The organism is Tardiphaga sp. 709 (assembly GCF_032401055.1).
Taxonomy (GTDB): Bacteria; Pseudomonadota; Alphaproteobacteria; order Rhizobiales; family Xanthobacteraceae; genus Tardiphaga.
The window spans coordinates 2,554,053-2,575,972 of record NZ_CP135529.1 but is presented as its reverse complement, the minus strand read 5'-3'; the positions used below and the strand labels follow the sequence as shown (position 1 = coordinate 2,575,972).

At 62.2% G+C, this 21,920-nt stretch carries 16 protein-coding genes; 4 read left to right on the top strand and 12 right to left on the bottom strand.

All coding sequences use genetic code 11. The annotated features are described in order from the left end of the window. Positions 1-11: 11 nt before the first annotated feature. The 7 genes from RSO67_RS12725 to RSO67_RS12695 all read right to left on the bottom strand — a co-directional run bounded on the left by RSO67_RS12725 (position 12) and on the right by RSO67_RS12695 (position 7,640). Positions 12-1,250, bottom strand: a complete 1,239-nt coding sequence (locus RSO67_RS12725) for a class I SAM-dependent RNA methyltransferase (protein WP_315843750.1) — start codon at positions 1,248-1,250, stop codon at positions 12-14. Then, positions 1,243-1,998, bottom strand: a complete 756-nt coding sequence (locus tag RSO67_RS12720; protein ID WP_410001847.1) for a TlyA family RNA methyltransferase — start codon at positions 1,996-1,998, stop codon at positions 1,243-1,245. The genes RSO67_RS12725 and RSO67_RS12720 overlap by 8 nt, the downstream gene beginning before the upstream one ends. A 2-nt stretch (positions 1,999-2,000) precedes the next feature. Next, positions 2,001-2,543, bottom strand: a complete 543-nt coding sequence (locus RSO67_RS12715; RefSeq protein WP_315843749.1) for a nucleoside 2-deoxyribosyltransferase — start codon at positions 2,541-2,543, stop codon at positions 2,001-2,003. 140 nt (positions 2,544-2,683) lie between these two features. Beyond that, entirely contained in the window at positions 2,684-4,609 is a 1,926-nt protein-coding gene (gene dxs, locus RSO67_RS12710; protein WP_315843748.1) for a 1-deoxy-D-xylulose-5-phosphate synthase, read from the bottom strand. 342 nt (positions 4,610-4,951) lie between these two features. Beyond that, a complete protein-coding gene (locus RSO67_RS12705; protein ID WP_315843747.1) occupies positions 4,952-6,259 on the bottom strand; it encodes an alpha/beta hydrolase in 1,308 nt (435 codons plus the stop codon). 101 nt (positions 6,260-6,360) lie between these two features. Continuing rightward, entirely contained in the window at positions 6,361-6,612 is a 252-nt protein-coding gene (locus RSO67_RS12700) for an exodeoxyribonuclease VII small subunit (RefSeq protein WP_068734542.1), read from the bottom strand. A gap of 92 nt (positions 6,613-6,704) precedes the next feature. Beyond that, positions 6,705-7,640, bottom strand: coding sequence for a histone deacetylase family protein (locus RSO67_RS12695; protein WP_315843746.1), 936 nt, complete (start codon positions 7,638-7,640; stop codon positions 6,705-6,707). Positions 7,641-7,949: 309 nt separating this feature from the next. Here RSO67_RS12695 and RSO67_RS12690 point away from each other — a divergent pair, with 309 nt between their 5' ends. Next, the gene (locus RSO67_RS12690) at positions 7,950-10,025 is read left to right on the top strand and encodes a putative bifunctional diguanylate cyclase/phosphodiesterase (RefSeq protein WP_315843745.1); all 2,076 of its coding nucleotides are present in this window, start codon (positions 7,950-7,952) and stop codon (positions 10,023-10,025) included. 986 nt (positions 10,026-11,011) lie between these two features. Here the strand turns inward: RSO67_RS12690 and RSO67_RS12685 are convergent. From RSO67_RS12685 to RSO67_RS12675, 3 genes are all read right to left on the bottom strand, one after another. Then, a complete protein-coding gene (locus tag RSO67_RS12685; RefSeq protein WP_410001846.1) occupies positions 11,012-12,787 on the bottom strand; it encodes a bifunctional metallophosphatase/5'-nucleotidase in 1,776 nt (591 codons plus the stop codon). Positions 12,788-12,979: 192 nt separating this feature from the next. Then, on the bottom strand, positions 12,980-13,741 hold the full coding sequence (locus RSO67_RS12680; RefSeq protein ID WP_315843743.1) for a crotonase/enoyl-CoA hydratase family protein: 762 nt from the start codon (positions 13,739-13,741) through the stop codon (positions 12,980-12,982). Between the two features lie 106 nt (positions 13,742-13,847). Further along, positions 13,848-15,629: an acyl-CoA dehydrogenase gene (locus RSO67_RS12675; RefSeq protein WP_315843742.1), complete on the bottom strand. Its 1,782-nt coding sequence runs from the start codon at positions 15,627-15,629 to the stop codon at positions 13,848-13,850. 205 nt (positions 15,630-15,834) lie between these two features. Between RSO67_RS12675 and RSO67_RS12670 the strand changes: the two genes are divergently transcribed. Beyond that, a complete protein-coding gene (locus RSO67_RS12670; RefSeq protein ID WP_315843741.1) occupies positions 15,835-16,218 on the top strand; it encodes a YkvA family protein in 384 nt (127 codons plus the stop codon). Positions 16,219-16,231: 13 nt separating this feature from the next. Here RSO67_RS12670 and RSO67_RS12665 read toward each other — a convergent pair whose 3' ends face one another. Continuing rightward, a complete protein-coding gene (locus tag RSO67_RS12665) occupies positions 16,232-18,652 on the bottom strand; it encodes a TonB-dependent receptor (RefSeq protein ID WP_315843740.1) in 2,421 nt (806 codons plus the stop codon). A 113-nt stretch (positions 18,653-18,765) separates the two neighbouring features. Further along, the gene (locus RSO67_RS12660; protein ID WP_315843739.1) at positions 18,766-20,187 is read right to left on the bottom strand and encodes a histidine kinase; all 1,422 of its coding nucleotides are present in this window, start codon (positions 20,185-20,187) and stop codon (positions 18,766-18,768) included. A 190-nt stretch (positions 20,188-20,377) separates the two neighbouring features. Here RSO67_RS12660 and RSO67_RS12655 point away from each other — a divergent pair, with 190 nt between their 5' ends. After that, the gene (locus RSO67_RS12655) at positions 20,378-20,998 is read left to right on the top strand and encodes a response regulator transcription factor (RefSeq protein ID WP_068734560.1); all 621 of its coding nucleotides are present in this window, start codon (positions 20,378-20,380) and stop codon (positions 20,996-20,998) included. A 71-nt stretch (positions 20,999-21,069) separates the two neighbouring features. Continuing rightward, positions 21,070-21,915 carry an S-formylglutathione hydrolase gene (gene fghA, locus RSO67_RS12650; RefSeq protein WP_315843738.1) on the top strand — a complete coding sequence of 282 codons (846 nt, stop codon included), beginning with the start codon at positions 21,070-21,072 and terminating at the stop codon, positions 21,913-21,915. The last annotated feature ends 5 nt before the right edge of the window (positions 21,916-21,920 follow it).

The following is a 21,920-nucleotide window of genomic DNA, read 5'->3' as shown; positions in this document are numbered from 1 at the left end:
TGAAAAGACAACTAGCGTTTGAAGCGGGCCACCAATTCGATATGGGGCGTATGCCGGAATTGGTCCACGGGTGTGACCCTGTCGAGCTTGTAGCCGCCATCGATCAGGATCTTTGCATCGCGTGCGAAGGTCTGGACGTTGCACGACACGGCGACGACGACGGGCATCTTGCTTGCCGCGAGCCGTTCAACTTGTGCCTGCGCGCCCTGACGCGGCGGATCGAACACGACAGCGTCGAAGTCGCGCAATTCCTGCGGTACCAGTGGACGGCGAAACAGGTCGCGCATCTCGGCCTTGATCGGCTTCAGTCCCTTGGTGTCCTTGATGGCCTGTTGCAGCGATGTGATCGCGCCACTGTCGCTGTCGAGCGCGGTGACCTTGGATTTGGTTGCAAGCCGGAGCGCAAAGGGACCGATACCGCAGAACAGATCGGCGATGTTTTTCGCGCCTTTGCAGAGCTGGAGCACAAGCGCCGCCAATGTCTCTTCACCGGCCGCGGTGGCCTGCAGGAACGAGCCGGGTGGTAATGTGACCTGTGCGCTGCCCATCGTCACGACCGGCGGCACGCGCATCAGCACGAGTTCGCCATGCCGTGTCAGCCGCGCCAGTTTGTGCGCTTCGGCAATGCGCGACAGTGTCGTGATGATCGCGGTCGGCAATGGCCCGGTGCCGCGGACGTCGATATCGAGTCCGTTACTGGCGGCTGTCACCTGAATGTCCAGCGGTTTGCTGACCGGCTTCAACACCTCGGCCAGCGCGCGTGCGGCATCGAGCGCGCCATCCAGTCCAGGATCCAGGATCGGGCACGCGTCGATGGCGATGATGGCGTGGCTCGCCGATGCCGCAAAGCCGACACGCAGCTCGCCATCGCTGCCACGCCGGGCATGCAGCGTCACGCGGCGGCGGCCGGCGCCATGGGCATCGACGATCGGATCGACCGGGCAGGTGATCTTCGCCTGTGCCAGCGTGTCGATCACGATCTGGCGCTTCCAGGTCTGATAGGGATCGGGCTGCCAGTGCTGGATGGCGCAGCCGCCACAGCGCGTGAAATAGGTGCAGAACGGGTCGATCCGTTCCGGACTGGCCGTGTCGATCTGCAGCAGTCGCCGCCGCTCCGGATGCCCGTCATCGGGGCCGGCCTCGACGACCTCATGCGCCAGCGTGTAGGGCACGAATAGTGACGCGCCGTCTGCGAAGCTGACGCCGTCGCCGCGCTGGCCGACATGATCGATGGTCAGGCGTTCAGCCACGCCGGGCACCCATGAAGAATTCGATATTGCCGTCGCCGCCGGTGATTGACGACGGGAAGACTTCAATATCAGTGCAACCGAGCGTCCTGGCAAAATCCGTGATGTCGTCGCAGATGGCCTGATGCACCGCGGCGTTCTTGATGATGCCGCGTTTGGATTGCTTTCGATCGGCCTCGAATTGCGGCTTGATCAGCGCTAGCAGGCTCATCGGCGCCGCCGCGAGCGACAGCGCAACAGGCAGTACCGCCTTCAGCGAAATGAAACTGACATCGATCACGACCACATCCGGGCGGGCCGGCAGACGCTTGTTCTCATAGCTGCGGATATCGGTCTCCTCCATCGAGATGATTTTCGGATGGCCGTGCAGCGATGGATGGAGCTGGCTGTGCCCAACATCGATGGAGAACACCATGCTGGCGCCGTTGGCGAGCAGCACTTCGGTAAAGCCGCCGGTGGAGGCGCCGACGTCAAGACAGACGTGATCCTCGATCTCGATCGGGTATTGCTCGAGCGCACCTGCGAGCTTGACGCCGCCGCGCGAGACCCAGGGATGCGCCGGTTCAGCCTCGATCGCGGCATCGAGCGGTAACGGTTCGGAGACCTTGGCGACAGCCTTGCCGTTGGCCTTCACGAGACCTGCTTCGATGGCAGCTTGGGCACGTGCGCGGCTTTCGAAAATGCCGCGTTCGACGAGAAGCGTATCGGCGCGCTTGCGTAGCGCAGTCGCAGTGGTCGGAGATTTCATCATGGTCAGTACGATGCAGCAAGTTTCAAACAGGCTTCGAAGCTCGTCAGATCCTGCCAGAGATCATTGGGCGCTTCGCGGGGGACGATCATGGACGCGCCATAGAGATCGAGCGCGTGGATCATCATCAGATTGTCGGCGAGGCCGAAATTTTCGACGGTGAGCCCGTTCGCATCGACCAGATGGCCATCATGATCGGTGATCTCCGTCATACGGCGGACGCGGTCGATATAGAGCGCGGGGTCATTGCAATAGCCGAAGCACAGCTTGCCGTGGCCCGCCATATAGCCGAGCTCGAACACCGTACCGGCATCGGCGCTGGGGCCGCGGAATGGCGTGAGATTGGCGATGATGATGTCGCAGTGGTTCATCATCGCTTCGTTGCCGTGGAATATCTGGCGCGAGGCGTCGCCGGCATTGATGTCGATGGCGTTATCGAGCGGGAAGAACCCGTGTGCGCCGTAGCGCTTGCAGAGCGCGACCTTCTGCCGGCCGATCTCGGCGGCATTGGGCAGGAACACGTCGGGGCCTGCGAGATAGATATTCATGAAGTCCCCGTCTCATAGTGAGCCGCGCCGACATTGACGAGCCAATTCAGACGAGAACGAGGCAATCCGGCGGTTTCTGCCGAATTGCCTCGTCGTATTCTCTTCGCAATTGCAAACGCGATGTTGCGTTCAACGACAGATCAGGCGAGCTTGACGGTCTCGGCCTTGAAATCCTTGCCGAGGGTCTCGAACACCTTCTTGACGATCCCCTTGGAGTCCAGACCCGCCTGGGCATACATCGCTGCTGGCGTGTCGTGATCCTGGAACATGTCGGGCAGCACCAGCGAACGCATGCGCAGACCGCCGTCGAGCATGCCGTTGTCGGCGAGCAGCTGCATCACATGCGAGCCGAATCCGCCAATCGAACCTTCCTCGACGGTCAGAAGGATCTCGTGATCGCGGGCGAGCTTGAGGATCATGTCAGTGTCGAGCGGCTTCATGAAACGTGCATCGGCAATCGTGGTGGACAGGCCGTGGGCGGCCAGTTCGTCGGCCGCCTTCTCGCATTCGGCAAGGCGCGTGCCGAACGACAGAAGAGCAACCTTGCTGCCTTCGCGGACGATGCGGCCCTTGCCGATTTCCAGGGGGATACCGACTTCAGGCATCTCGACGCCGCGGCCTTCCCCGCGGGGATAGCGCAGGGCGCTCGGTGAATCGTTAATGGCGACCTGGGTCGCGACCATGTGCACCAGTTCGGCCTCGTCGGAGGCAGCCATGATGACCATGTTCGGCAGGCAGCCGAGATAGGCATTGTCGAATGAGCCCGCATGGGTCGCACCATCCGCACCGACCAGTCCGGCGCGATCGATGGCGAAACGCACGGGCAGATTCTGGATCGCCACGTCGTGGACGATCTGGTCGTAGCCGCGCTGCAGGAAGGTCGAGTAGATGGCGCAGAACGGCTTGTAGCCTTCGGTCGCAAGACCGGCGGCAAAGGTCACCGCATGCTGCTCGGCGATGCCGACGTCGAAGGTGCGGTTCGGGAACGCCTTGTTGAAGATGTCGACGCCTGTACCCGACGGCATGGCCGCCGTGATGGCGACGATCTTGTCGTCCTTCTCGGCTTCCTTGACGAGGCTCTGGCCGAACACGTTCTGATAGGCCGGGGCGTTGGGCTTGGACTTCGATTGGGTGCCGGTGGCGACGTCGAATTTGACGACCGCATGATATTTGTCAGCGGCGGCTTCGGCCGGACCGTAGCCCTTGCCCTTCTGGGTCACGACGTGAAGCAGGATCGGGCCGGTCTCCATGTCGCGGACGTTCTGCAGCACGGGCAGCAGGTGATCGAGGTTATGACCGTCGATCGGGCCGACATAATAGAAGCCGAGCTCTTCGAACAGCGTGCCGCCGTTGACCATGAAGCCGCGCGAATATTCTTCGACGCGCTCGGCACGATCGGCGATCAGCTTCGGCAGATGTTTGCCGAGCTGCTTGGCGGCATCGCGCAGCGAGCGGTAGGTCTTGCCCGAATACATGCGCGACAGATAGGCCGACATGGCGCCGACCGGCGGCGCGATCGACATGTCGTTGTCGTTGAGGATGACGATCAGGCGGGAATTCATCGCGCCTGCGTTGTTCATGGCTTCATAAGCCATGCCTGCCGACATCGAACCGTCACCGATCACGGCGATAACGTTGTTCTTGCCGCCGGAGAGGTCGCGGGCGACCGCCATGCCGAGGCCGGCCGAGATCGAAGTCGAGGAGTGCGCAGCGCCGAACGGATCGTATTCGCTCTCGCTGCGCTTGGTGAAGCCCGACAGGCCACCGGGGGTGCGCAGGGTGCGGATACGGTCGCGGCGACCGGTGAGGATTTTGTGCGGATAGGCCTGATGGCCGACGTCCCAGATGATGCGGTCGCGCGGCGTATCGAAGACGTAGTGGAGGGCGGTGGTCAGTTCGACAACGCCGAGGCCGGCGCCGAAGTGGCCGCCGGTGACGGACACCGCATCGATGGTTTCCTGACGAAGCTCGTCGGCAACCTGACGAACCCGCTCGATCTTCAGCTTCCGGAGATCTTCCGGAGTCTTGATGGTATCGAGCAACGGTGTCTTACTAAAATCGGTCACGGCACTATTCCAATTTTACATGTCCGGGACTGCGTCTGGCTTCGGGGCCGTCGCGTTTCCGCGCGCCCACCGGACAACCGCAGCCTCCAGAACCGGGAAGCCTGTTTCGAGGCCTTATAATGGGCTTCGATTTTTCAGTGTGATATCTAACATGCTTAGCGGCGACTTCATCTGATCATTTTTGCCAGATGAATGAAGCGCTTATCTACGTTAACGGCCGGCGTTTCAGCCTGCTCGTCAGCGCATAGTCCTAGTCCCTTTACACCAAAGCGATGGCCAAAGCCAACCGCCGTGCCTGCGGGGGTGGCAGCACAAAGGCGCTATGGACATTCGCGCGGTGTCCTAACCGATGCGCCGGGCGACCGGTTCCGTCTCATGGGAACCCGTATGAGTGGGGCTCTTCGCGCCCAAATCGAGCTTTTTCCATGCGTTTTCGCGGGTAGTGGGGGGGCCATCGACCAACGCCAAAGTTGTGGCCGGCTGACTGACACGCCCCCTGAGAGGCACGGGCCCGCAAACGATCATGAAGAAATCGTAGGCATGCGGCCGCTCATTGGCCATGACGAACTGGAAGTGCACCCGGAAGAACTTCCAGCGGAACCGGTTGTAATGTTCCGGGCGGATGATTTCACGGAACCGGACGGGGACGATGGTTGGATTCCGCCGGGCCGGGCCAGCGTCGATCCCGTGACCGACGATGGGATCGAACGGGAAGAAGTTCATCACGTCCTTGCGGGACTGGCAGTCGATCCAGTCGATGGAAGGCTCCACGGCCAGCAGCCGCAAATTGTCGCGAAAGCCTTGCGCGACTCTATGGAAGCCGACGATCGGCATATTGCCGCCGAGCGTCAGCAGCACGACGCGAGGGCCGTGGCTGCCGAGTTCCGGATCGAGTTTCAGCGCGCGGGCGAGGATTTCGGAGCCAAGGAACGACCCGGAGCTGTGACCGACCAGCACGATTTCCTGCGCTTTGGTAGACTTGGCAACCTGGACCAGATGCTGCGCGAAGCGGTCGATCCGGGCGTCCCAGTCCGGCCGGTTGCCGTGGGAGAACTGCCAGGTGAAGATGGTGTCGGCCATCAGATAGAGCAGATAGGTGTGTTTTTCGGTGTATTTCAGCAGCGAGCCGAGGACGGCCACAAACACCGCCGCAGCGCCGCAGCCCACCAGAAATCCGTGTATTCCAAGCGCCTGCAGCCCTAGCGCGAATAGCCAGGCGATACCCGCCGACCAGATCGCTCCGTTGAGCAGCAGGACGTGGGGCCAGCTGATGAAGGTGGCGAAGCGCCAATGCGCCTTCCAGAACCGGCCCATCGTGCCCGAGAAGACGAGGCCCCAATAGATGGCGATGGCGTGGATGAGCGTGCGCCAGATCGGCACGGCCAGATCGCGCTGGATCATGTCTTCCCAGCGCAGGAAGTCGTAATCGGTCGTAGTCTGCCAGCCGTCACCGGAGGTTTCGATGCGCCAGGAGGCGGATTCATGCGCGAATTCGCCTTCGGTATGGCCCTTCGGCCGGCTGACCGAGGTGGTCAGGCCATAGAGGCGGCCGAACTTGCGCAGTTCGGTCCGAAACATGCGGTAATACTGCGAGAGTCCCCGCGGATCGTATCCCTGCACATAGATGACATGACGGTGCTGGACGCGCACGCTGGTTCCCCGGACTGACGGCGGACTATAAACAGGCCGCGCCATGCGCCAAGCGCTAATTCGGCCGCGGGGTGGTGCGAGGTCTCAGCCCGCGCGATTTCCTACTGGACGTCCAGCGGTTCGGTGCCGATCGCTTTGCCATTCGAATCCGTGGTGATCTTGTCCACGCGGGCTTCGGCCTGACGCAGCAACTCGTCGCAGCGCCGTTTCAGCGCCTCGCCGCGCTCATAGATGGCGACCGACTCTTCCAGCGGCACCTTGCCGTCTTCGAGGCGCTTCACGATCGATTCCAGTTCTTCGATCGCGGTCTCAAACGTCAGCTTCTTGACGTCAGCATGGGTGTTCTCGGCCATTCGGTTTCCCGTGTGCGCATTTTGGAAGGACGGAGTCAAAGATATGTTTGAGGGCGTATTGTGGCGGGTACGTTTTGCGACCTGCGCCCCTGTCAGCGCGATGCCCCCATCAGCGCAGAAACATGGGCTGCGGCCGATTCTTTCAAGCCCTGCAGATCATAGCCACCCTCGAGTACCGAGACAATGCGGCCACCGGCGGTGCTGTCGGCCAGATCCATCAGCTTGCGCGTCACCCAGCCGAAATCCTCGGCGTCGAGATTGAGCGACGCGAGCGGATCGCGACGATGCGCATCGAAGCCGGCGGAGATGATCAGCAGTTCCGGTGCGAATTTCTGCAGTTGCGGCAGGATGAGGTTGTCGAAGGCAGAGCGGAATTTTGCACTGCCGTCGCCATCATGCAGCGGTGCATTGACGACCGTGTCGTGCTCGCCGCGTTCCTGGGATGCACCGGTGCCGGGAAACAGCGGCATCTGATGTGTCGAGCAATACATCACTGTGGGGTCGGCCCAGAAAATGTCCTGCGTGCCATTGCCATGGTGGACGTCGAAATCCACGACGGCCGCGCGGGTAATGCCGTAGGTGCGCTGCGCATACCGCGCTGCAATCGCGGCCTGATCGAAGAAGCAGAAACCCATCGGCTTGTTGTGCTCAGCATGATGGCCGGGCGGGCGGGTCGCGACGAAGGCATTGCTGTGCTCGCCCTTCATCACCGCGTCGGTCGCCGCGATTGCGCCGCCGACGCCGCGCATCACGGCTTCCCAGGTGCCGGGGGACATCGACGTGTCGCCGTCGAGATAGACGAGGCCGTTGCTCGGCGCGACATGGCGCAGCTCATCGATGTAGTGATTGTCATGGCAGAGGCTGACCACTTCGAGATCGCCCTCTGGCGCTTCGCCCCGCACCAGCGCCTTGAAGCGATCCTCACCTAGTACCTGTTCCACAGCGCGTATGCGGTCGGGGCGTTCGGGATGACCGGGCGGCGTGAGGTGATCGAGCGAGGCCGGATGGCTCAGAAGAAGTGTCGTCATGCAAATGGTCCGCAAGCGCAGGGTGCGCTGGTATGATGAGACGATAACCTAGCCGGTCAGGTCAGGTTCCGATAGGGGGGCATCGCTGGTGCGGTCGGCCCCTGACAAAGCTACCGATCAGAATTATGGATCGCTTTCTTCACATTCGATTCATGTCGTTTCATCGACACCGCCTGACGCCGCGGAATTGAAACGCGCGTTAAGTCGTGGCTGCTATCGGTGGAGGTTGCGGCATTCTGCGGAGAAGGTGCGCATATTCCATCGTCGGACTCCGCAGTGGCGCTCGCGTCTGGGGTGGGTTCGTACGCGATGAGTGAATCGAGATATCCAAGGCGCGTACCCCATCTTCTGCGTTCGGTGTGGCCGTTCGTCGCTATCGTCTTGCTGCAGGCATTTCTCGCCGGCACCAGCATCCACATCCTGTCGTCGGTCCGCGCCTATGTCACCGGCGAAAGCCGATGGTCGAAGGGGCAGATGGAGGCGGTGCATTCGCTCAGCCTCTATGCCGAGACCGGCGACGACAGATATTATCGTCTCTATCAGGCGAGCATCGCCGTGCCGCTCGGGGATCTCATCGCGCGCCGCGCGCTCGAACAGCCGGTGCCGGATCTGCGGGCTGCCTATGACGGATTCCTGCAAGGCGGCAACGATGCCGCCGACATCCCCGGCATGATCTCGCTGTTTCGCAATTTCAGCAAGGTCGTCTATCTCGCCCGAGCCATCGAGACCTGGCACGCCACAGATCCCGTGATCCAGAATCTGGTGGATACGGCCGACGCCATTCACGCCAGCGTCACCGATGGCAAGGTGGGATCGATGCGCCTCGCAGCCCTGAAGGCGCAAATCGACCAGATCAATGAACAGACCTCGCCGCTGGCAGTGGAGTTCTCCCGGCGCCTCGGCATCGGCTCCCGCGCCATTCAAGGCATTCTGCTGGTCGCCAATGTGCTTACCGCGGCGCTGTTGATCCTGCTCGGCATCTGGCGGATACGCAAGCTGCTGATCCAGCGTCAGCGCTTCGAGACGGCGCTGAAGATCGAGAAGGAGCGTGAGCAGAAATACATCTCACGTCTCGCTTTCCAGGCCTCGCATGATGCACTGACGGGGCTGGCGAACCGCCGCGAATTCGAGCGTCGGGTCCAATACGCATTGCCGCGGATCGACGCCGATGCGCGGCCGCATGCACTGATGTTCCTCGATCTCGATCAATTCAAGATCGTCAACGACACCTGCGGCCATGCTGCCGGCGATCATCTGCTGCGGCAGGTCTCGGGCATACTGAAAAAACATCTGCGCCCGGACAATCTGTTGGCCCGCCTTGGCGGCGATGAATTCGCCGTGCTGCTGGAGCGCTGCGAGCCGGATCGTGCGGCTGCGACCGCTGAGCGATTGCGGCGGACGGTGGAGGAACTGAACTTCGTCTGGAACGGACGTTCGTTCAACGTCACCGTCAGTATCGGCCTCGTCTGTATCGCGCAGCCCGACGTGACGCTGGAAGAGGCGCTGCGCGCGGCCGATGCAGCTTGCTACATGGCCAAGGAGAAAGGCCGCAATCGCGTTACACTGCATCAGCCCAGCGATTCCGAATTGCTGCAGCGGTTCGGCGAAATGAACTGGGTACAGCGCATTCACGATGCGCTGGAACAGGATCGTTTCTGTCTCTATGCCCAGAAGATCATTCCGCTGAGCGAGCGAGAGGATGGCACTCTGCATGTCGAACTGTTGTTGCGGCTGCGCGACGAGGCGGGGCAACTGGTTGCGCCCGGCCATTTCATTCCCGCGGCGGAACGTTATGGGTTGATGACGCTGATCGATCGCTGGGTGGTCAGGAGTGCGTTCGCCATTCTCGCCGCGCGATTGGCCGAAGGTGCCACGCCGGTCTCGACCTGTGCCATCAACCTGTCCGGCGCGACATTCAAGGATGAAAGCTTTCTGGATTATGTCCGCGAGCAATTCCGTATCTATCGGATACCGCCGACCATCATCTGCTTCGAGATCACGGAGACCAGCGCCATCGCCAATCTCGCCGATGCCAACAAATTCATTCAGGCGCTGCAGCAGATCGGCTGCCGCTTCTCGCTGGACGATTTCGGCAGCGGCATGTCGTCCTTCGCCTATCTCAAGCACCTGCCGGTGGACTATCTTAAGATCGATGGTTCCTTCGTCAAGGACATGCTCACCGATCCGATCGACCGTGCCATGGTCGAGATGATCAGCCATATCGGCAAGATCATGGGCAAGCGGACGGTGGCCGAATTCGTCGAGAGCGCCGAGATCATCACGGCGCTCACCGAGATCGGCGTGGACTTTGCGCAGGGCTATGCGGTGGGCCGGCCGGAGCCGTTCGATGTCCATAGCGAGATCGACCGGAGGAACGTGGCGTAGAAGGTGGAGGCCGTTCAATTTAATGATCGTCATGGCCGGACGGCGCGAAGCGAACTTCGCGATGATCTCAGACCTTTCCCCCACGTCATGGCCGGGCTTGTCCCGGCCATCCACGTCTTCCTCTTTTTGCGGCCAAGACGTGGATACGCGGGACAAGCCCGCGCATGACGGCTGAGTATGCGATGACGGCTGCGCGTCGTTGCCTATTCGAATTTCAAACAGCCACTGTGCTTCAGACATGCGTCATCGCCCCCATTGTTTGCGGCGCGGGGGCGCCGTCGTCGCTTGCATTCCCGCCCCCTGTGAGAGGGCGTGCGGAACGCCGGGTGCCCGTTGCACCCTTGGGCCTGATGCGAATGCGGTCTTCCGCAATTGTGAGTGCATCAGGACTTTCGGAGGCGCCGAGCGAGTGCCCGACGTTCCGCATGCGGTGTTTTTTCAGCCTGCTTGCACTTTGCCTTGGCGAACGGTCCGATCACCAAAATGATGGTCCCACGGCGGAGGGACAGGGAGCCTCAAGCGAGTAAGCCGGACGCGTTTCGAGTTGGTCGTCCGTCACACTGTCCAGGGGTCTTTCCATCCCAAGGCCAGCCGTCTCCTTGCCAGTGGCAGTGCTGGCGCAGATCCGTCCTGCCCGAAGACAGACGTCCCCCATGAACCGCGTAACGCCGCATCTCCGGCGTCCACCGCATCCCACCCCGCGAACGTGACGATCGCGATCGCCCCTCTCGGTGGGGCAGGACGAAGGGGAATATAATCAAGATAGGGATACTGTCAATGGGATATAGGAATATTAGGGTGCTACCCCGCCCCATACTCGTCATTCCGGGGCGCGGGCGCGCCTTCGCGCACGCGAACCCGGAATCTCGACATGTTCAGCGCAAAACATTTCGGGATTCCGGGTTCGCGTCCGGCAAGTGCCGGCCGCGCCCCGGAATGACGAGCGAACGCCTCGGAATGACAGCCTGGCGCAGACCGTCGTTGCCCTAATCCACCCGCGCAATCCGCCCCAGCGGCATCGGCGACACCGGGCTGTTGGCCTTCATGTAAGCGTTCAGCGCATCGACATCGTAGACGCCGACCAGCGGCTCCCGGCCCTCTTTCAATACCGTGAAGCCATCGCCGCCGACGGCCAGAAAGCCGTTCACGGTGACGCGATAATTGGCCGTGGGATCGATCACCTTGCCATCCAGCATCATGCGCTCGGGCGGGACGCGCTGACCCGCCGCCGCCGTGTTATCCCACGCGTAGCTGAAGCCTTTCGACACCTGCAGGATGCGGGGCCGGCTCGGCGTGATCCATTGCTGCTCGAGCATCGCCTTGATCTGCGCGCCTGTGAGCGTCAGCGTCACCAACTGATTGCGGAACGGCTGCGCTGCGAAGACGTCGCCATAGGTCACGCTGCCGTCTGCCGATTTGGTGATGTCGGCGCGGATGCCGCCGGGATTGGTGAAGGCGATCACGGCGGCGCCGAGATTGCCGGCCGATGTCGCGGCGAGATGTGCGTCGGCGATGATATCGCCCAGCGGGCTTTCGCCGGTCGTCATGTCGGGCATGCGCGACAGCGTTGCGGTGACCGATCCGGCAGGGCGACTGGCAATGGGCGCGGCAACCTTGTCATAGGCGGCAAGCAAGGCCGTCTGGGTGGGATCTGCGGCATAGGTTGCCGTCCGCACGATGACGTTGTCGGCCTTCGCGCTGATGACATCGCGCGTCGTGCGGTCGAGCTTGAGATCGATGGTGGTGACCAGCGTGCCGTATTTGTCGCCCGAGGTGACGAGGCGCCCGTCGATCTGGCAGGTATAGGCGCGGTGGGTGTGACCACTGACCACGACATCGACCGCCTTGTCGAACTTCTTCACGATATCGACGATTGGTCCGGAAATACCCGGACATTCATTGTAGTCGCCGGTGGGGAAGCCGCCTTCGTGGATCAGCACCACGATGGCTTCGACACCTTTGGCCTTCAGTTCGGGCACCAGTGCGTTGACGGTGTCGGCTTCGTCCCTGAATTCGAGGCCGGCAATGCCGGGCGGCGCGACGAGGCCGGGCGTACCTTTCAGCGTGAGCCCGATGAAGGCGACGGGAATGTCGTCGAATGTCTTGATCTGATAGGACGGCAGCAGTGGCTTGCCGGTCTTGGTATCAATGGTGGAGGCGGCGAGATAGTTGAACGTCGCGCCGGCAAAGGGATGCGGACCCTGGCAGCCATCGACGGGATGGCAGCCGCCGTTCTGCATACGCAGCAGCTCCTCGCGCCCTTCGTCGAATTCGTGATTGCCGACCGAGGCGATCTCAAGGCCCATCATCGACAGTGCTTCGATGGTCGGTTCGTCATGGAACAGCGCGGAGAGAAATGGGCTGGCGCCGATCAGGTCGCCGGCAGCGACGAACACGCTGTTCGCCTTGCCAGCGCGGAGCTGCTTGACCAGCGTCGCCATATGCTCCGCGCCGCCCGCGGGCACGGTGATCTTCTTCGTCCTATCGGCGGGATCGTCGATGGTGATGCCGCCGGGGGCAGGGCGCAGATTGCCGTGGAAGTCGTTGATGGCAAGGACGGTGATGTCGACGGGAGATGCGGGGGTCTGGGCGTGGGCGGCCGGCGCTACACACAATAGTGCGCCAGCTAGAACAGTGCACGCAGCGAGCGCTGCATTCTTAACCTCTCCCCGTGCTTTACGGGGAGAGGTCGGATCGCTCTTGCGATCCGGGTGAGGGGCGGCGCAAGGGCATTGCCATTCGGGAGAGCTATCGGGTCGCATGATTTTGAGCATCTTGTATCGATGATTGAGGACTTTGGCGTCTCAGTGCGACAGCGATGTGATCCGCGAGATCTCCATCGATGCTGGCATGGTGCCATGCCCCTCACCCGCCGCGAAGACGCGGTGACCTCTCCCCGCCTAGCGAAGCTGCGCTTCGCACGGGAGCGGGGAGAGGTTAAGAGAAGCCAGCACCTACGCCTTCTTGCGCGCGAAGAACGCCTTGAACGCCGCGCTCGCCTCCTGCGACTTCATGCGCTCGCCGAACAGATGGCTCTCCTGATCGATGCGCCGCGTGAGATCCTCGGGCGGGAGCTTCAGCAGCCGGCGCGAGATTGCCACGGCTTCCACCGGCAGGGCGCAAATTTCGCGGGCGACCTTGCGCGCCTCGACTTCGGTGTGACCGGGCGGCACGATTTCGTTGATGAAACCGGCGGCTTGGCCATCTTCCGCCGTCATCGTGCGGCCCATCACCAGCGCGGCGAAGGCCCGCTGATGACCCATGGTGCGCGGGAACAGCAGGCTGGAAGCGGCTTCCGGCACCAGGCCGAGATGGATGAACGGCGTTGAGAAGGTTGCGGTGGTCGAGGCTAGCACATAGTCGCAGTGGAACAGCATGGTCGTGCCGATGCCGATGGCAATGCCATCCACCGCGGCGATGATCGGCTTGGTGTTCTGCGCCAGCGAATACAGAAATTTCACGGCGTTCGACGCGCGTGGGGCCTCGGCCTTTTCGGCGCTGTCCTTCAGAAAATCCTGCAGGTCGTTGCCCGCGGTGAAGGCGCCGGAGCCGCCGGTGATGATCATGCAGCGGATATCGGGATTGTTCTGCGCGGTGTCGATCGCGTCCGACATGGCGTGATACATGTCCTGCGTCAGCGCGTTCTTCTTTTCAGGCCGGCGCAGCGTGATCACGCGCGTGGCCTCTTCGTCGGTCACGATCAGATGTTCGGTCATGTCAATTCCCTGGCATAGCCCAAGCGCCCCGCAAAAAGCGCGGCTGCCGCGTTTCCTCTGCCGGATATTACATCAATCCGCTGCGGCCGATATGGTGGGCGACGGTTTATGCCAGCAAAACGGCATCGGCCGACATCACGGATTCACTGGAGTCCATCACGGTGCGTTCAAGCGAACCAGCCTGCACTGCAACATTCTCGGCGAAGAACCGCGCCAGTGTGACATAACGCGTCGCATCGCTGCCGCCGTCGATGTCGCGCGCTGCAAGCGCCTCGTTAGCCAGCATGCAGCCGCCGAGCGCGGAGCCGAACAGCCGCAGATAGGGCGTGGCGCCGGACAGTGCGTCGTTCGGCGCCGAGGCCAGCTTCTCCAGCAGCCACTTGCTCGAACGCTCCAGCGAGCCGAGCGCGTCGCGGAGTTTTGCGCCGGTGGTGCCGAAACCGGGATCGTTGGAGGCCTCGACGCGGCTGACGATGCCGGAGAGCTCCTCGATCAACGCCCAGACCGCTTCGCCGCCTGATGCCGCGAGTTTTCGCGTGACGAGATCGATCGACTGGATACCGTTGGTGCCTTCATAGATCGCGGTGATGCGCGCATCGCGGTAGTGCTGTGCCGCGCCGGTCTCCTCGATGAAGCCCATGCCGCCATGGATCTGCACGCCCAATGACGTCACTTCATTGCCGATATCCGTGGAGAAGGCCTTGGCGATTGGCGTCAGCAGGGCGCCGCGTGCCGCCGCTTCGGTGCGCACCTTGGCGTCGGGCGAACGCGCGGCCACGTCGAGCGCCACGGCGGTGGCGTAGCAGATGGTGCGCGCAGCGGCGGTGAGCGAGCGCATCTGCATCAGCATGCGCTTGACGTCGGGATGCACGATGATCGGGTCCATGCCGGCGGTCTTGCTACCGATGCCGCGGCCTTGTTTACGCTCCTGCGCAAAAGCCAGCGCCTGCTGATAGGCGCGGTCGGCAATGCCGACGCCTTCAAGGCCGACGCCGAGCCGGGCCTGGTTCATCATCGTGAACATGCACAGCATGCCGCGATTTTCCTCGCCGATCAGGTAGCCAATGGCGCCGCCCTTGTCGCCCATGGTCATGGTGCAGGTGGGCGAGGCGTGCATGCCGAGCTTGTGCTCGACGCCTGACGCATGGATGTCGTTACGTTCGCCGAGCGAGCCGTCGGCATTGACGAGAAATTTTGGAATCAGGAATAGCGAGATGCCCTTGGTACCGGCGGGGGCATCGGGCAATCGCGCAAGCACGAAATGCACGATGTTATCGGTCATGTCGTGATCGCCATAGGTAATGAAGATCTTGGTGCCGGAGATGCGATAGCTGCCGTCCGCCTGGCGCTCGGCACGCGAGCGCAGCGCGCCAACATCGGAGCCGGCCTGCGGCTCGGTGAGCTGCATGGTGCCGGTCCATTCGCCGGTGACCAGCTTCTCCAGATAGATCTTTTTCAGCTCGTCGCTGCCATGGGCATCGAGTGCTTCGATGGCCGACAGCGTCAGCAGCGGGCAGAGGCCGAAGGCGATATTCGACGCGCTCCAGATTTCGGTGCAGACGGCATTGACGGCCAGCGGCAGGCCCTGTCCGCCGAAGGCCTCGGGACCGGAGACGCCGTTCCAGCCGGCGGCGGTCCAGCGCGCATAGGCATCCGGCCAGCCGGGGGCGGTGGTGACTTTGTTATCTGCGAGCTTGATGCCGTTCTTGTCGCCCACCGTATTGAGCGGCGCCAGAACGTCACTGGCAAAGCGGCCGGCCTCTTCGAGCACCGCAGCGGTCATATCGGCGTCGAAATCGCCATAATGCCCGGCTTTCAGGGCCGCCTGCAGGCCGGCGCCGTGATTGAGGGCCAGCAGCATGTCGTTGATCGGTGCTCGGTAGGTCATGGCATCTTGCTCCCGGAAATTCTTTCAGCTTTCCGCCGTCTTCCCACGAAACGGGCGGCCCCTCAACACGCCAAAGGGCGCATCCGGGGCTGGCTGTGGCTGGGGCAGGAAGATCCGGGCCTCCGTAGGGGGAAGCAAGATCCGTCAACTTCTCCAGCATTATCAATGACTATCCTGAAGGTGACTTGTGCGATACGACGCATTCATGTTGACGCGGATCAAAAGCTGGGCACGACAGATCAAGACGGACACGCATGCCGTCTATCTCGCCGCGCGCGATCCGCGGGTGCCATGGTTTGCGAAAGTTCTCGCGATCGCTGTCGCCGCCTATGCGCTGTCGCCGATCGATCTCATTCCGGACTTCGTGCCGGTCCTTGGCTATCTCGACGACCTGATCATCGTGCCGCTGGGCATCTGGCTCGTGGTGGCGCTGGTCCCAAGCGAGGTGATGGCGGAGTACCGGATCAAGGCGCGCGAGGCTGCAGAACGCCCGACCAGCAGATCGGGCATGATCGCCATCATCGTGTTGTGGCTTGCGAGCGCACTCCTGCTCGGGTGGCTCGGCTATCGCTACTGGACGCGGGCCTGATCGCCCAGGTCCGTCAGAACCTGACCTTCACACCGGCATAGAAGGCGCGCGGCCGCGCCGGGCTGACCGAACGTGCGTCCGTGAACTGAGCGCCGCCATTGGCAAAATTCGGCACCGAGTCGGTCTCGAAGAAAGTCCCGTAGGTCGAATAGCGCCGGTCGAGGACGTTGTCGACGCGGGCGAAGACCTGCACGGATTTGTCGATCTGATACGACGCATGGGCATTGAACACGGTATAGGCTTCAAGTTTCGGCGCCTGGTTGGAATCGTCACCGACGAAATACTGGCTGCTGACGAACAGCGCATCAGCCCCGACCTTGAAAGCGTCAGTCACCGCATAGTCGAACCCGGCCTTGACGCGGTGACGCGGGATCGCCGGGATCTGGTTGCCGGGCAGGATCTGGACGTTGCCGTTGTCATCCTTGAACGGGCTGTTCGATCCGATGGCGAGCGCATCAAGGAAACGCGCATCGACGAAGGCATAGCTGGCATAGAGCTGCAGGGTCGGCGCACGCAGCGTGACTTCCGCTTCGATGCCCTGCCGGCGCGTCGAGCCCACATTCTGGAAATAGCCGTAGCCTTGCAGCACCGGGCTCGGGATCGCGAGAATGTCGTCGTTGTTGGTGGCGCGGAACGCGCCGAGCTTCCAGCCCAGCGTGCCGGCATTCAGCTCCTTGGTGCCACGCAGACCGGCTTCTATCGTATGCGAAACCACCTGCTTGAGCGGCGGATCGGAGATCAGGAAGGCGCCGACGATGCAGGGATTGGCGGGGTCGGCGCAGCCGAGTTCCAGCGGGGTCGGCGCGCGGTTGGCTTCCGAATAGCCGGCATAGGCGGTCAGCTCAGGCGTGATCTTGTAGGTGCCGCCGATGATCGGATTGAAGCGATTGAACGTGTGGTCACCGTTGAGCGCGGTGCCGATCTGATCCTCGAGCACGATCTGCGCGGTGTTGAAGCGACCGCCGCCGGTAATCGAAAAGGCATTGGTCACATCGAACGTGTCGAGCGCGTAAATGCCGCCATAGCGATTGGTGGTGCGCAGCGACACCGGGCCGATCGCGATCGGATCGCCGGACTGACCGAGGGAAATCCCGCTGCCGGTGACGATGTAATCCGGGCCGATCGTGCCGAGTTCGGCGCTGGCCGTGAACTGGCTGACGCTGGACGAATAGCTGGCGCCGACGACGAAGCGGTTGTCATGACCGAAGAGCTGATCGGTATTGGTCGCCTGCAGGGAGCCGCCCACCGTGGTCGAGCGCGTCGAGGTGCGATCATTCTCGCCAAGAACCGCGCCGGGCGCGAAGGGATTGGCGAGTTGCGCGCCGTTCAGGCCATTGGCCGGCGTGTCATCATTGCCGAAACACAGAAGGGTCGGATCTTCGCAGGGCTGGGTGCCGGTCGGATTGCCATCCTGGGTCTTGTTGCGGAAGAAGCGAAGATGCGCTGCCGCCTCCACCGTCCAGGTCGGCGTCGCCTCGACCTTTCCAGTGAAATTGAGATAGCCGACGCGGTTGTTCGCGGTCTGCGGCGTCGTATAGGTGGCGCCGTAATTCTGCTGCAGCAGCTCGACCGGAACAGTGGCCGAGGCGCCGAATTTGTTGTTGGCGACGCCCATATTGAGGTGAAATTCGCTGCTGTCGCTGCGATAGCCGACATCGCCGTAAAAGCGTCGGACGTCCGATGTCGCGAAGTTGCGGAAGCCCTTTTCATGCAGGCCTTCGAGCGCGCCATAGACGGCGAATCCCTCGACCTGCTTGCCCCATTGCGCCGAGCCCTGGATGCGGCCGAACGAGCCGCCCATCGTGCTGAGCTCGGCTCCCTGATAGTTGAAGCCGTCCTTCATCTGGATGTTGACCGCGCCGCCCAGCGCGTTGAGGCCGAAGGCGGGATTGTTGGTGACCACGCTGACCGAGCGGATTGCCGCTGTCGGGATCAGGTCCCAATTGACGGTGTCGCCGAAGGCTTCGTTGATGCGCACGCCATTCTGATACACCGCGAGCCCCTGCGGCGTACCAGCCACCGGCGAGGCCACGAAACCGCGAAATTGCAGGTCGGGCTGGAAGGGATTGCCCGCGACTTCGTTGATCAGAATGCCGGGCACTTGCTGTTGCAGCGCATCCGTGACGTTCAGGGAATTGGCGCGTTCGATCGCGCGGGCATCGACATAATTGATACTTGCTGTGACCTTGTCGACGTCGATGCCGGAACGCGATGTCGGCGTGGTCGGATAGACATAGACCGTGCGGGGCCGCTCGGTGGTGACCCGCTGGGTCGTCTGACGCCGGGGGCCGCGTTTGCTGGCGACGGCAGGGGCGGACACCACCACCGGCGGCAGCACTTGCGGTTCTCCAGGAGGACTTTGCGCAAAAACCGTTTCGGAAACCGGTAGAAGACCCGTCGACAGCGAAGCAACGACCAGCACTCTCACGCGCATCTGTTCCACCCCATTCCCATTCCGCGTCGGCGCTCTGATGGCACCGTCCGGTAGCGTGATACTAGCGAGTGAGGAGGACTGCGCTATCTGCAAAGTGTCGAAATCCGGTTCAGTTATTTTCCCGATAAAGTCGGGACAAATTCCCGATCTCGCGTCACAGGAGCATTTGGCAGTGAATCAGTCACGGGAATGATAGCCTCGACAGTCACACCGTCCACATCAGATCTGACTATGAGCGTCCCGCCCAGGGCCCAGACCCGCTCTCTCATGCCAATGAGGCCAAAGCCGCCATTGTGATCGGGATCGAGGCCGAGGCCATTGTCGCGCACGCGGACCAGTACGTTGTCACGCTCAGGCGTCGCCGCCGCTCCCGTCACCGGTTCGATGACCACGCTCACGGCTGAGGCTTGCGCGTGGCGGAATACATTGGTGAGTGCCTCCTGCACGACACGATAGGCGGTCAGTTCGGCGATCTCGCCAAGGGGAGCAAGCGCTGGCGATACCCGGCTCTCGATCATGACCTCGGGATGGGATTCGCGCCAGAGACGCAGCAAGACCGTGATAGCACCGGACAAGCCGAGATCCGTCAGCCCGACCGGCCGCAATCGCTCGAGAATGCGGCGATTGAACTGCTGCAAGACATCGACCTGCGCCAGAATGGCAGTGCCGTGCCGCGACAAGGCGCCTGTGCCCGACGGATCGTGATCGGCGAGGCGCATCACTGCGCCTGCATGGGCGCGCAGGGCAAAGAGATATGGCCCGAACTCATCATGCAGTTCGCGTGCGATATCTTTGCGTTCAATATCCTGCAGCGAGACGGCCCGTTGGGCCAGACGCCGCCGGTCTTCCAGCACATCGCCCAATGTGGCAGCGAGATGATTGAGCCGGATGCAGAGTGCGGCGAGTTCCGGCGCGCCCGCGGGGGCGACGCGTGCCTGATAGTTTCCCGCTTCGATATCGACCATGGCCTGCGACAATGCATCGAGCGGCGCCAGCGCCCGCCTGACGACCAGACTCGTGACGACGAACAGCACCATTGCAACGATCAGGCTGACTGCGAGCTGGGTGACGATGCCATCCCATATCTCCCGCATCTCGTCATCCGGATGTGAGGTGATCAGCAGCGTCTGCCGCTTCTCGCCAACCATCACCGATACCGACTCCGATATCCGCTCCGGGTGAATCAAGGATACGAACCACGATGGCGGAGAGCCTGCATCATCGCTTCGACCCTGACCGTCACTCTTCGGGGACGGCATGATCCCGTCGCCTTGCCTGACGATACTGACATGTCGCAATCGATTCAGATCGGCGACAATTTTATCGAGCCGCGCATTCGGATCCTGCGCTTCGCTCAGGCCAGCTCCGATACTTTCGATGACTTCACGCGTCAGCCGGATCACGCTCTGGTCCTCAGCCTGGACGCGCGGGCCAGCTTCCAGCGCGAGCCGCGCGACATTGGCGACCAGGCCAAGAGCGAGTACGAGCGCTACCAGGAGATTGATCCGCGCGCGCAGCGAAAGATTCTGCCACATGACCATGCTTTCACTCGCATCTCGCCTGCATGCCGCGACTATGAACTTGACAGCGAAATTCGACGGCGATCATATCGGATCGAGGCGACCTTCGATTGTCAATCATTTCACTCCAAAGGCGCGCGGCTGATGCAGCGCAGCAATCGAGGAGCAGGCCTGGACCTGCCGACAGAGTTTACGGGGTTAACCCATGCGCGTTCTGATCGTCGATGATCACCCCATCGTCACATCGGGCTGCCGCGCGGTGTTCGCGGACGATCCGGAGATCGAACTGCTGGAAGCGTCCGATGCCGCCAGTGGGGAGCAGGTTTTCCTGACCGGCGACCCCGATATCTGCATCATCGATATCAATCTGCCGACAGTGTCCGGATATGAACTGGCGCGGCGCATCCTGCTGCGCGACGACACGATGCGCATCATCATGTTCAGCATGAATGACGACCCGATCTTCGCAGCCCGTGCGATCGAGAGTGGCGCCAAGGGCTATGTCTCCAAGACCGGCGACCCACACGATCTCCTGGAGGCCGTCTATGAGGTTGCGCGTGGCGGCGTCTATCTCCCACCGGCGATGGCGCGAAGCCTTGCTTTTGCCGGACCTGCGCTGACCCAAAGCCCGCTGTCGAAGCTGAATTCGCGCGAGATGGAGATCCTGCGACTGCTCGGTGCCGGCAAGAGCCTCGCCGAGATTGCATGGATGGTTCACGCCTCCTACAAGACGGTGGCCAATACATCGTCACTCATGCGGCAAAAGCTCGGCGTCCGCAGCTCGGTCGAATTGGTGCGCTTCGCCATCGAGCGTGGCATCGCCTGACCGGGCGTCCCTGATTAGACATCACTTGTTTCGGCGATGTCGCATCGCTGCCGCACCCAACCTGTAAAGTCATGACCATGCAGACAGTTTCGCTCAATCGATCATATGGCGGCACACAGGGTGTCTACAAACACGCCAGCCGCGCGACCGGAACTGACATGACATTCTCGGTCTATGTGCCGCCGCATCAGGATGGCGTCAGGCTGCCCGTGGTCTGGTATCTCTCGGGCCTCACCTGCACCCACGCCAATGTCACCGAAAAGGGCGACTTTCGCGCCGCATGCGCCGAACTGGGGCTGATCTTCATTGCGCCGGACACCAGCCCGCGCGGTGCCGATGTTCCCGGTGACGCCAACAATGCCTATGACTTCGGCCTTGGCGCCGGCTTTTACGTCGATGCCACCCAGGAGCCCTATGCGCGCAACTATCGCATGTGGAGTTATGTGACCGAGGAGCTGCCGCAGCTCGTAGCCGACCAATTCCCCATCGATAGCAGCCGTCAGTCGATTTTCGGCCATTCCATGGGCGGGCATGGCGCGCTGACCATTGCGCTGCGTCATCCCGATCGCTACCGCGCGGCCAGCGCGTTCGCTCCGATCGTGGCGCCGTCGCTGGTGCCGTGGGGAATCAAGGCGCTGGGAGGCTATCTCGGCGACGACAAAGCGGCGTGGCGAAAGCACGATGCGGTTGCCCTGATCGAGGACGGCGCGCGATTCCCCGAATTGCTGGTCGATCAGGGTGACGCCGACAATTTTCTGGCCGAACAATTGCGGCCTGAACTGCTGCAGAGCGCTTGCACAAAGGCGGGCATTCCGCTGACGCTACGCCACCAGCCCGGCTACGATCACAGCTACTATTTCATCTCGACCTTCATGGCGGATCATCTGCGCTGGCACGCGGCGCGGCTCAAAGGGTGAGTTGC